The following is an 11,970-nucleotide window of genomic DNA, read 5'->3' as shown; positions in this document are numbered from 1 at the left end:
ATGTATAAAAAATCTATTTTAATAAATAGTCTACTTCTTTTATTGAGTTTTTCAATACTAGGCCAAACTTCTCTTTTCGAACATACAAAGACATTTACCAAGCAAGATACTTTACGTGGTTCTATAACACCTGAAAGAGCCTGGTGGGATGTAACTTTCTATGATTTAAAAGTAGCAGTAGATCCTGATAAAAAATTTATTAAAGGAAAAAACACCGTTCAATACAAAGTTTTAAAATCACATCAAGTTTTACAAATTGATTTACAACCACCTTTAAAAATCACAAAAGCAACACAGAAAGGAGAATCGTTAAGAATTATTTCTGAAGGAAATGCACATTTTATTCATCTAAATAAAAAACAAAGAATTGGCTCAATAAATTCAATAGATGTTTATTATGAAGGAAATCCTAAAGTTGCTAGAAATGCACCTTGGGATGGTGGATTTTCTTGGAAAAAAGATAGCAACGGAAATCATTTTGCAGCAACTTCTTGTCAAGGTCTAGGTGCTAGTGTTTGGTGGCCAAACAAGGATCATATGTATGATGAAGTTGATAGTTTGGCTATAAGCGTTCGAGTGCCTAAAAACTTAATGAACATTTCTAACGGACGCCTAAGAAAAGTTGAAAAACATAAAGATGAAACAACAACATATCATTGGTTTGTTGACAATCCGATTAATAATTACGGAGTAAATATTAATATAGGAGATTATGTTCATTTTTCTGAAAAATATAACGGTGAAGCTGGACTTTTAGACATGGATTATTATGTACTTCGTGATAATTTAGAAAAAGCAAAAAAACACTTTAAAGACGCTCCAAAAATGATGAAAGCATTTGAGCATTGGTTTGGTAAATATCCCTTTTATAAAGATGGTTTTAAATTAGTTGAAGCCCCTTATTTAGGCATGGAGCATCAAAGTTCTATCACCTATGGAAATAAATATGTAAACGGTTATTTAGGAAGAGATTTATCTAATACTGGTTGGGGATTAAAGTTTGATTTTATAATTATTCATGAATCTGGACACGAATGGTTTGCAAATAATATTACCTATAAAGATATAGCTGATATGTGGATTCATGAAAGCTTTACAGCTTATTCAGAAAATCTATTTTTAGATTACTATTATGGTAAAGAAGCTTCTGCAGATTATGTAATAGGTACGCGTTCTAATATTTCAAATGATATTCCAATTATTGGTCAATATGATGTAAATAGTGAAGGTTCTGGAGACATGTATTATAAAGGTGCAAATATGTTGCATACCATTCGTCAGCTTATAAATGATGATGAAAAATGGCGTTCAATTTTAAGAGGATTAAATAGTACTTTTTATCATAAAACAGTTACAACACAAGAAATTGAAAATTATATTTCTAAACAATCTGGTATAGATTTAAGTACTTTTTTTGACCAATATTTAAGAACAACTAAAATCCCTGTTTTAGAATATAAAATTGAAAATAATATTATTTCATATCGTTGGAATAATATCATTGACGGATTTATGATTCCTTTAAAAGTAGAAATTGATCGTAAAACAAAAATGATACATCCAACCAAAAGCTGGAAAACCATTAAAACAAATTCATCTAATTTTAATATAGATAGAAATTACTTTATAAAAATAAAGGAGTTATAGTTTAAACAAAAAGTAGTATAAAATATTACTTAAATGTTGAAGTAATTTTTATCTCAACATCATTCCAAGTTTTAGAAACACCATCTGTTCCTTTATGTAAGTCTTTACAGGCTTCATTTAAAGACGTCAATGCCTTTTGAGCATTCCAATTATTGATATTCATAATTGTAGAAAAAGTAAAGACCTTATCAACTAAACTATAAACAAAAGGTAATTTTTGACTTACGCCATTCATAGTTATTAAAGCATGTCCTTTTACATCATCTTCTAAAACTAATGTACCAGAAAGTAATTCAGTATTTTCCATCACACCAAAAAAGAACTTTCTAATTTTATAGTCTCTACTTGTATCTGAAGTAAAAATACTTGTTAACGGAATTGAAAATTCTGCGTTATTTATAGCTTCTCTTACAGTATTCCCTTCACCATTTGCCGTTATGTTAACTTTTTTAAATTGTCCTTTTACACCTATTTTCTCAGTAGTTTTATAGGCTGTCCAATTTATTTTATTTGAAGCTTCTTGTAAAGAAAATGCAGCAGTACTTTTTACTTTTTTCTCTACTTCTTCTGTTTTAACTTCTTTTTTCGCTTCTGATTTACAGCCAACAAAATATGGTGTTACAGAAAATAACAATATATAAATGATTAATTTTTTCATGAAGTCTTCTTTTTTGTTAAAATTTTCTTTGCTAATTTAATGTATTTCTTTTTAGCTTCTTCAGCTGGCATTCCGTTTAATTGCATCCAAGCATTGTATTTAAACGCACTTATTACATTAGATTCGTTATTAAAAGAGAAATTATCTCCAGTTGTAGCTTGCTTAAAAAAAGCATAAAATTGCAATCTAACATCTGGAGGAAGATTCATTCTTAATTTTGAAACTTCATCAAATGCTTTAGTAAACTTTTTATCTAACTCCTTACTCATAAAGATGCAATTTACTTTTCAGCAATTACTTGTACACCACCTTTTACTTTATCACCTAAGGCAACATTCACTTTAGTTCCTAGAGGTAAATAAACATCTACTCTTGATCCAAATTTAATAAAACCTGCATCAGTACCCTGCACAACAGCATCGTCTTTTTTAGCATAGTTAACAATTCGCTTTGCTAATGCACCAGCAATTTGTCTATATAAAACTTCGCCAAAAGACTCGTTTTCTATAACAACAGTAGTTCTTTCGTTATCTGTTGATGCTTTAGGATGCCAAGCTACCAAGTATTTTCCAGGATGGTATTTACTATAATTAATTTTTCCATTTGCCGCATAACGTGTAACATGTACATTTATAGGCGACATAAATATGGAAACTTGTAATCTTTTATCTTTAAAATATTCTGGCTCTTCAACCTCTTCGATCACAACTACTTTTCCATCTACCGGAGCAATAATTTGATTATCATTTATAACTGTTTTTCGCTTTGGATTTCTAAAAAATTGCAAAATCAATAAAACAAAAAGTATTACAACTCCTTGCAGTGCTTTCATCAACCAAAATGTTGAAATGAATTTTTCTGCGGCTAATATTAATGCAATTGCAATAATAAAAGTAATAGTTATAATAGTATATCCTTCTTTATGAAAACGAATCATAGCTTAAATTATAAAATGTATGTACAAATATACAAAGGGTGAAACAAACAGCAAACTGTCTAATCTATCTAACATTCCTCCATGACCAGGAAGTATGGTTCCGCTGTCTTTAACGTTTGCTTGTCTTTTAAATTTTGATTCAATTAAATCGCCAATTGTTCCAAGAATTGAAACTCCTGCAGCAATAATTAACCAATTAATAATTGAAAAATCTGTTAAATACATTGAAATAATATATCCAGCAATTAGAGAGAAAATCATACCTCCAATAAAACCTTCAATGGTTTTTTTTGGTGATACACTTTCAAAAAGTTTTGTTCTCCCAATGTTTTTACCAACAAAAAAAGCAAAACTATCATTTACCCAAATTAAGATTAAAATACTTAAGATTATATACGGGTGATACTCTTGATTATAAAAAGGAATTAATACAAGAAAACACATTGAAAACACAACATATCTTATGGTCGTTCCTAATTTAGATCGATCATTAGTGTAGGTAATTTCTGTTTTAGAAAATAGTTGATATATTAAATAAATGGATGATAAAATTGTAATCCCTAAAACTACTTTTAAGGCATAGTTTTCTGGCCTTTTAAACATCAGAAAAATAATTAAACCAAAAAATAAATAAGAAACAAAGCTTTTAAAATCAATCAACTTAGAGAATTCCCAAATACATAAAACTCCAAAAACAGAAATTAATCCGATATAAGAATACTCAGAATAAAGAATTGAAAAAATAACGACTACACCATAAATAAAACCAGTAAGAACTCTTGTTAATAATTTACTCATATTATAAATCTTCGAATAAGAGTAAATATAAATTTTTAGAATTACTGTTTCCGTAATTTAAAAAATTATCATCGTTTTTATTAATAGCGTATTTTTTAACAGCACTAATATTTGTTGGAATATTTTCTTTACAGTTTGTTTTAATACCAGTTAAACCTTGTCCAGTATCTTTTACCAACTGACTTGTCTTTGCGTAGACAATAAAGTTATCTGAAAGCTCAGAAAGTTTTTTACTTTTTATTTGATTTGATGAAAATAAAATATCTCCATTATCGGCAATTAAATGCTCACAAGTAGTAAAAAAGGGATCAGTAGTACTAAACTCTTCAACTAAAGCAATATTCGTTTTTTTAGCTAGTTTAATTAAGTCTTGATCGATAACAGATAATGTATTCCAATTATTCTCCTTAATAATTTTTTTCAAGCTTTCTGCAATCTCATTCTTTTTTGTACAATACAAAAACTTACCACCTTTTTTAATAAAATAATGTACAAAAGCATCGTCTAAAGATAAATTAACTTCTTGTTGTTTTATCTCCTGATCTTTTGTTGTGGTAACAACTTTAAAAAGTTTCTTAAAAAAACTCATATAAAAAATTAAAGCTTTATTTTTCCTCTGTACTTTCTTCTACTTGAGGTGTTTCTTTTACTTCTTCAATCTTTTCTTCTTTATCAAAAGGTCTTTTTCCGAAAATTTTCTCTAAATCATCTTTAAAAATAACCTCTTTTTCTAACAATAACTTGGCTAAAATAGATAATTTTTCTTTGTTGTTTGATAACAATTCAATAGCTCTCTGATATTGAGCTTCAATCATTTTAGAAATTTCTTTGTCAATTTTCTTTGCAGTTTCTTCACTATAAGGCTTTACAAAAGCATCATTACCAGAAGAGTCATAATATGTAATATTACCTACTTCATCATTTAATCCATAAACCGTAACCATCGCTCTTGCTTGCTTAGTCACCTTTTCTAAATCGCTTAAAGCACCAGTAGAAATCTTATCGAAAATAATTTTCTCTGCTGCTCTACCTCCTAAAGTAGCACACATTTCATCCAACATTTGTTCTGTTTGAACAATCATTCTTTCTGCTGGTAAATACCAAGCTGCTCCTAAAGATTGCCCTCTTGGAACAATGGTAACTTTCACCAATGGTGCTGCATGCTCTAACATCCAACTTACCGTTGCGTGACCTGCCTCATGAAAAGCAATTACTTCTTTTTCTTTTGGAGTGATTACTTTATTTTTCTTTTCTAAACCACCAACAATTCTATCAACCGCATCCAAGAAATCTTGATGATGAATTGATTTTTTATTATGTCTCGCAGCTATTAAAGCAGACTCATTACACATATTAGCAATATCAGCTCCAGAAAAACCAGGAGTCTGTTGCGCTAAAAATTCAACATTTACATCATCAGCTAATTTTAAAGGCTTAATATGCACTTCAAAAATTTCTTTTCTTTCTTTAATATCTGGTAAATCCACATAAATCTGACGATCAAATCTACCTGCACGCATTAACGCACTATCTAAAACATCTGCTCTATTGGTTGCTGCTAAAACAATTACGTTGGTATCTGTACCAAAACCATCCATTTCTGTCAGTAATTGATTCAATGTATTTTCACGTTCATCATTTCCACCTGTCATGCTATTTTTTCCACGAGCTCTACCTATTGCATCAATTTCATCAATAAAAATAATTGAAGGTGATTTTTGCTGTGCTTGTTTAAATAAATCTCTAACTCTAGACGCTCCAACACCAACAAACATTTCTACGAAATCTGATCCAGATAAAGAGAAAAACGGCACATCTGCTTCACCTGCAACAGCTTTTGCTAATAAGGTTTTTCCTGTTCCAGGAGGTCCTACTAATAATGCTCCTTTTGGTATTTTACCTCCTAAAGAGGTGTATTTTTCTGGATGTTTTAAGAAATCTACTATTTCTTGAACTTCTTCTTTTGCGCCTTCTAAACCAGCAACATCTTTAAACGATGTTTTTACTTTGGTGTCTTTATCAAATAATTTAGCTTTAGATTTTCCGATGCTAAAAATTTGTCCGCCACCTCCAGCACCACTTCCGCCGCCAGACATTCTTTTCATAAAAAACAACCAGATTCCAATTAAAATGATAAAAGGTAAAAAGCCAATTATCGTATCAAACATACTTGTTTGATTTTCATTTTTTAAATCAAAATCTAAAGAATTTAATTGTTTAGCAGTTTCTATTTTATTTTCAAAATTTTGTAAATCTCCAAAATTATATTCAAACAATGGCGATCCTTTTCTATAGAAAGGTGATTTTACTTGTTTCTTAAAACGTTCTTTTTCAATAGATTCTTCCTTAATAAAAATTTGAGCGACATTATTATTAATCACTAAAATTTTAGAAATATCGTTTTCATTCAACACTTCATAAAATTCATTTTTAGAAATGTTTTTTGAAGCTAAATCTCCGCTACTAAAAAATTGAATCCCGATTAACGCAACAAAAATTGCTCCGTAAATCCAATAAGCGTTAAACTTAAATTTAGGGATATTTGATTTATTATCTTTCTTATTCGTACTCATGTAGTTGTTGTTTCTAAATTTTTAGGAAACTGTATTTATTTCGGTAATTTTTGCATCGCCCCACAGACTCTCTAGATCATAAAAATCTCTAATGTGTTTTTGAAAAACATGAACTACTACGTTCACATAATCCATTAAAATCCATTCAGAATTCACTAATCCTTCTATGTGCCAAGGTTTGTCTTTTAGTTCTTTACTCACAGCTTTTTGTACCGAACCAGAAATGGCATTAACTTGTGTATTAGAATTACCAGAACAAATTATAAAATAATCTGTTACGGTATTGTCTATTTCTCTTAAATCTAACAGTTGGATATTTTCACCTTTTACTTCATCAATCCCTTTAATTATTACAGATATTAACTCATCTGCAGTTACTTTTTTTTCTGCCATTAAATTTTTTTAAGTTTTAGCAAAGTTATTATTTTTTTGTGACTAATTTATGTATTATTGAACTAGTTTACAGTTTATTTAACAGTTGAAAATAATCAAACTTAGTGCCACCAACTCTACTAATTCTTTTTTAAAAGAATTATCTCAAACTTCTGCCCTAAAAAACTACACATGTGTTGTTACAAAAAACCAATTAGAAGGGCGTGGACAAATGGGTGCTACTTGGCAATCTGAAGCAGGAAAGAACCTATTATTTAGTGTCTTTGTGAAATTTAACGATTTAAAAATCGACCAGCAGTCTTACCTAAATTTCGCAGTTTCATTGGCTATTTTCAATACATTAAACAACTATAAAATTCCTAAACTTTCAATAAAGTGGCCAAACGACATTCTGTCAGCAAACAAAAAGTTATGTGGTATTTTAATAGAAAACACTCTTAAAACTGACAAAATTGATTCAACTATTATTGGAATTGGCTTAAACGTAAATCAGCAAAAATTTTCAAACGATCTTTCTAAAGCAACTTCTTTAACAAAAATTTTAAAAAAAGAACTCAATCTTGATGAATTACTAAATGAAATTCTACTTGAAATAAAACATCAAATCAATATTTTAATTAGTGATGATTTTCAAATTTTGAAAGAAAATTATTTGAAGGTTTTATACAGAATAAACACGCCAAGTATGTTTAAAGATCAAAACAACAATCAATTTATGGGTATTGTTAAAGATATTTCTAAAACGGGAAAATTATGTGTTCAGCTAGAAGATGATTCTATAAAAGAATTTGAAATTAAAGAGATTACGTTTATTTAAAATTCTCTAAGTTTTCAGACAAAGTATCAATAAACTTCGTTAATGGCTTTTTAATCATCATTGCCATCATAGGGTTAAAATCTCCAACAAATTTTAATTGCACTTCACTTTCATTGTCAGAAACCTCATCTATATCAGCAGCTAATGTAAAAGGTAATTTACTACTTGCAGCACCTAAAGTAATGTTAGAATACGGGGTTTTTTCTTTTAAAATCAACCTAATTTCTGGCATTCCTTTCAATTGAAACAAAAAAGATTCTTTATCAACCTCAAATTTTTGAGTGTTTTCTGGCATTAAACCTTCAAAATTAGACAAGTCAGAAAAATACTCATACAAGTCTTTTCCAGATTTTTTTACTGATACTTTTTTTCCTTCAATATTCATTTTATTCGATATTTATTGTTTCCAAATATTTGGGTTTTTTCTCCACTCTTTTAAAGCAACCATTTCTTCATCAGAAATATAGCTATTTTCTGAAGCTAACTCCAATAAGTTTTGATAATCACTTAAAGTTGTTAATCTAACATTTTTATTTTTAAAGTTTTCAGCAGCAACATCAAATCCATAAGAAAAAATAGCAACCATTCCTTTAACCACTGCTCCTGCTTCTTTTAAAGCATCTACCGCATGCAAACTACTATTTCCTGTACTTATTAAGTCTTCTATAACCACTACATTCTGACCTTTTTCTAAATAGCCTTCAATCTGGTTTTTTCTACCATGCTTTTTAGGTTCTGGTCTAACATACACAAAAGGTATGCCTAATTCTTCGGCAATTAAAACCCCAATAGCAATTGCTCCTGTTGCAACACCAGCAATTACATCTGGCTTACCATATTCTTTATCAACAATTTTTGCAATTTCTATTCGTAAAAAATTACGAACCGATGGATATGAAAGTGTAATTCTATTATCGCAATAAATTGGTGATTTCCATCCAGACGCCCAAGTAAAAGGTTCGTTTGGACTTAATTTAATCGCCTTTATTTTCAGCAATAATTCTGCTGTTTTTTTTGAAATGTCTTTATCTAAAACCATATTCCACAAATGTATAAAGTTTTTGTAAATGACAAACCAATAATCTGAATCAATTCTTAAGAAAATCAATATATTTTTATGATCCTATTTTTTAAAAAAGCACAATATAGAAATATGTTTTAATCATAGTTCCATTCTATTGAAACTTATATCTTTGCCAACTTTAAGAAACAATAGTAAGTTATGACTGAATTTATCAGAAAAAGAGTAAAAAACGTTAGAAATGATGTTTTATCAGGAATTACAGTTGCATTAGCATTGGTTCCAGAAGCTGTGGCATTTGCATTTGTTGCTGGCGTAGACCCTTTAGTAGGTTTGTATGCTGCTTTTATGATAGGTTTAATTACTTCTATTTTTGGTGGAAGACCAGGTATGATTTCTGGAGCAACTGGCGCCCTAGCGGTTGTAATGGTTTCTTTAGTTGCGGAAGGAAATGCAATGGGAAGTCCTGATGAAAACTTAGGCTTATACTTTCTTTTTCTTACTGTAATTTTAATGGGAGTTATACAAATGTTAGCTGGAGTTTTTAAGCTAGGTAAATTTGTACGATTAATTCCACACCCAGTAATGATGGGCTTTGTAAACGGTTTAGCAATTGTAATTTTCTTATCTCAATTAGGGATGTTTAAACAAACTGTAAACGGTGAGAAAGTTTGGCTAGAAGGAAATAGTTTATGGTATATGATTGGTTTAGTTGGTTTAACCATGCTAATGATGTGGGGGTTACCAAAACTAAAAGCTACCAAGAAATTACCTGAAGCATTAATTGCTATTTTAGTTGTTTCTGCCATTGTAATTTTCTCAAATTTGGATGTTGCAACTGTTGGTTCTTTTATTAGAGATGGTGGTGGCGAAGGTTTAAAAGGCGGATTTCCAGTTCCTGTTTTAGAAACATTTTCTAAAATTCCGTTGAATTTTGCAACCTTAAAATTCATCTTTCCGTATGCATTAATTCTAGCCGCAATTGGTTTAATTGAATCTTTAATGACCTTAAATTTAATTGACGATTTAACAGAAACACGTGGTAATTCTAACCGTGAATGTATCGCACAAGGTGGCGCAAATGTTATTACAGGTTTATTTGGCGGAATGGGTGGTTGCGCCATGATTGGACAATCCATAATTAACATAAAAGGTGGCGGACGTGGACGTTTGTCTGGAATTACAGCTGCAGTAATGTTATTATTATTTATCCTCTTTGCCTCTTCTTATATAGAACAAGTACCTATTGCAGCTTTAGTAGGTGTTATGTTTATGGTGGTAATTGGGACGTTTGCTTGGTCTAGTTTTAGAATTATGAATAAAATACCTAAGACAGATTTATTTGTACTGATTTTAGTTTCTTCATTAACCGTAATCTTTGATTTAGCTATTGCAGTAATTGCTGGTGTAATAGTTTCTGCATTGGTCTTTTCTTGGGAAAATGCGAAACGTATTAGAGCTAGAAAACGTATTAAAGAAGACGGAACTAAAGTATATGAGATTTGGGGACCTTTATTCTTTGGAAGTATCTCTGCATTCAATGATAAGTTTGATGCTAAAAACGACCCAGATAAAGTAGAAATTGACTTTATTGAAGCTCGAATCTCTGACCATTCTGCTTTAGAGGCTCTATTTGTATTGGTAGAAAAATACCAAGCAGAAAACAAAACTATTAAACTAAAACACCTTAGCGAAGACTGTAAAGTCCTAATGTATAAAGCAAGTGATAAATTTCACGATATTATTATAGAAGATGTTGATGACCCTCGTTATCATTTAGCAGAAAATCCAGAAGCATTCCCTAAAGGTTTGGGAGAATATAAGTTTTAGGGAATTTGTAACATACTGAATAAAGTTCGTGTGAAATAACAAGAGTTTTTCTTTTGTTCAACAAGTACTTCTTAAGTAAAACCTTTAATACAGCTTACTATATCTTTTATGCTATTCTGTTTATTTAAACATCCAAGTTACTTTATGCCATAATGCTTCTAGAGGACCTCTTCTATGATGCTTCATCCACCAAGACGAAAAACTCCACATTAAAACAGATAGAAAAAGACCGATTAACAAACTGTATGTTGCACCCGTAAACTGATAAAATCCTAAACCAAATCCATAGTAAATAATTGATCCTGAAACAGACTGCATTATATAACAAGTAAGGCTCATTTTACCAATCGGCGATAAAACATTTAATATTTTTTTAAATACTTTATTATGAAACAGTAAGGTAAAACCAGAAACAATAACAATCATAAAAACTAGATTAGTCCATGCAGATTCAATAACTTTAACGGGTTGTTGAATGGCTTTACTTTCAATAAAAGTGTCTATGTTTTTTTGAAAAATAAATAAAGGAACAAATAATATTGAAGAAATAATCAATGCTTTTTTCCAAAATATTTTGTTCTTAGTCGTTAATGAGAAAACCTTTTTTCTACCCCCTAACATCCCTAATAAAAACAACGCTGGAATATAAAAAAACCGACCATTTTCATAACTCCATCTTAATACCCCAATTTTTCCATTAGTTAAATTCCCATAAACAGTATTTATGAATGAATCTCCTTTAATATACTCATTCATTTTACCAAAATACGCCCAAGATTCAGGATTAGAAACCACTGCATTTGGATTTTTAATTGCTTGAACTAAATTTAGCACCTCTAAAGGTTGTAATAGCAAGACAATTATTACAGCAAAAACTAACTTATTAGAAACTCTAGAAAAAGGTATTAAGCAAAAACCAAATACTGCATAAAGAGTAAGAATATCTCCTTGAAAAAAAGCAGAATTTATAATGCCAAAGCCAAATAGTAAAATCAATCTCCACGCAAATATAGAGTTAAAACTACTTCCTTTTTTTTCTTGATTATCATATTGAATTTGAAAGGTTAACCCAAAAAGTAAGGCAAAAATAGCATACGATTTCCCAGCAAACAGAAAGAATAAACCATCCCATATAATCTTATCGAACTGAACCATCCAAATTGGTAAATTCTTTGGTAAATGATACACGTCGAAATGCTCTAAATTATGAAGTAACATAATAGAGATAATAGCCAAACCTCTTAATGCGTCAACATTATGTAGCCTAATGGTATCTTTTATATTCATAATATTTGA

The 11,970-nt window shown here is 29.9% G+C and carries 13 protein-coding genes; 3 read left to right on the top strand and 10 right to left on the bottom strand.

Annotated elements, in window-relative coordinates; all coding sequences use genetic code 11:
• Positions 1–1,647, top strand: coding sequence for a M1 family metallopeptidase (locus OD91_RS11825; RefSeq protein ID WP_144896591.1), 1,647 nt, complete (start codon positions 1–3; stop codon positions 1,645–1,647).
• A 25-nt stretch (positions 1,648–1,672) separates the two neighbouring features.
• On the opposite strand, the gene OD91_RS11820 is transcribed toward OD91_RS11825, so the two are convergent.
• The 7 genes from OD91_RS11820 to rsfS are packed head-to-tail and all read right to left on the bottom strand — an operon-like array spanning position 1,673 to position 7,006.
• Entirely contained in the window at positions 1,673–2,305 is a 633-nt protein-coding gene (locus tag OD91_RS11820; protein WP_144896590.1) for a YceI family protein, read from the bottom strand.
• The gene (locus OD91_RS11815; protein WP_144896589.1) at positions 2,302–2,574 is read right to left on the bottom strand and encodes an acyl-CoA-binding protein; all 273 of its coding nucleotides are present in this window, start codon (positions 2,572–2,574) and stop codon (positions 2,302–2,304) included. Before OD91_RS11815 ends, OD91_RS11820 begins: the two co-directional genes overlap by 4 nt.
• Before the next feature lie 11 nt (positions 2,575–2,585).
• On the bottom strand, positions 2,586–3,242 hold the full coding sequence (locus OD91_RS11810) for a phosphatidylserine decarboxylase family protein (RefSeq protein ID WP_144896588.1): 657 nt from the start codon (positions 3,240–3,242) through the stop codon (positions 2,586–2,588).
• A 3-nt stretch (positions 3,243–3,245) separates the two neighbouring features.
• Positions 3,246–4,040 carry a phosphatidate cytidylyltransferase gene (locus OD91_RS11805; protein WP_144896587.1) on the bottom strand — a complete coding sequence of 265 codons (795 nt, stop codon included), beginning with the start codon at positions 4,038–4,040 and terminating at the stop codon, positions 3,246–3,248.
• A 1-nt stretch (position 4,041) separates the two neighbouring features.
• Positions 4,042–4,629 carry an LUD domain-containing protein gene (locus tag OD91_RS11800; protein WP_144896586.1) on the bottom strand — a complete coding sequence of 196 codons (588 nt, stop codon included), beginning with the start codon at positions 4,627–4,629 and terminating at the stop codon, positions 4,042–4,044.
• 16 nt (positions 4,630–4,645) lie between these two features.
• A complete protein-coding gene (ftsH, locus tag OD91_RS11795) occupies positions 4,646–6,613 on the bottom strand; it encodes an ATP-dependent zinc metalloprotease FtsH (protein WP_144896585.1) in 1,968 nt (655 codons plus the stop codon).
• A 21-nt stretch (positions 6,614–6,634) separates the two neighbouring features.
• Complete coding sequence (gene rsfS / locus OD91_RS11790; RefSeq protein ID WP_144896584.1) at positions 6,635–7,006, bottom strand: ribosome silencing factor; 372 nt, start codon at positions 7,004–7,006, stop codon at positions 6,635–6,637.
• Between the two features lie 85 nt (positions 7,007–7,091).
• Between rsfS and OD91_RS11785 the strand changes: the two genes are divergently transcribed.
• Positions 7,092–7,823, top strand: coding sequence for a biotin--[acetyl-CoA-carboxylase] ligase (locus OD91_RS11785; RefSeq protein WP_144896583.1), 732 nt, complete (start codon positions 7,092–7,094; stop codon positions 7,821–7,823).
• Here the strand turns inward: OD91_RS11785 and OD91_RS11780 are convergent.
• Together OD91_RS11780 and pyrE are read right to left on the bottom strand one after the other, a co-directional pair.
• Entirely contained in the window at positions 7,816–8,208 is a 393-nt protein-coding gene (locus OD91_RS11780) for an SRPBCC family protein (RefSeq protein ID WP_144896582.1), read from the bottom strand. The genes OD91_RS11785 and OD91_RS11780 overlap by 8 nt on opposite strands.
• Positions 8,209–8,220: 12 nt before the next feature.
• Positions 8,221–8,862, bottom strand: a complete 642-nt coding sequence (gene pyrE, locus OD91_RS11775; RefSeq protein WP_144896967.1) for an orotate phosphoribosyltransferase — start codon at positions 8,860–8,862, stop codon at positions 8,221–8,223.
• Positions 8,863–9,045: 183 nt separating this feature from the next.
• On the opposite strand from pyrE, the gene OD91_RS11770 reads away from it, so the two are divergent.
• Complete coding sequence (locus tag OD91_RS11770) at positions 9,046–10,674, top strand: SulP family inorganic anion transporter (RefSeq protein ID WP_144896581.1); 1,629 nt, start codon at positions 9,046–9,048, stop codon at positions 10,672–10,674.
• Between the two features lie 120 nt (positions 10,675–10,794).
• Here OD91_RS11770 and OD91_RS11765 read toward each other — a convergent pair whose 3' ends face one another.
• Positions 10,795–11,961: a DUF418 domain-containing protein gene (locus OD91_RS11765; protein ID WP_144896580.1), complete on the bottom strand. Its 1,167-nt coding sequence runs from the start codon at positions 11,959–11,961 to the stop codon at positions 10,795–10,797.
• Positions 11,962–11,970: the final 9 nt, after the last annotated feature.

Origin of the sequence: Lutibacter sp. Hel_I_33_5, assembly GCF_007827455.1 — a bacterium.
Taxonomy (GTDB): Bacteria; Bacteroidota; Bacteroidia; order Flavobacteriales; family Flavobacteriaceae; genus Polaribacter.
Note: the sequence above shows the minus strand (reverse complement) of the source record. Positions and strands in the feature narration are given on the sequence as shown.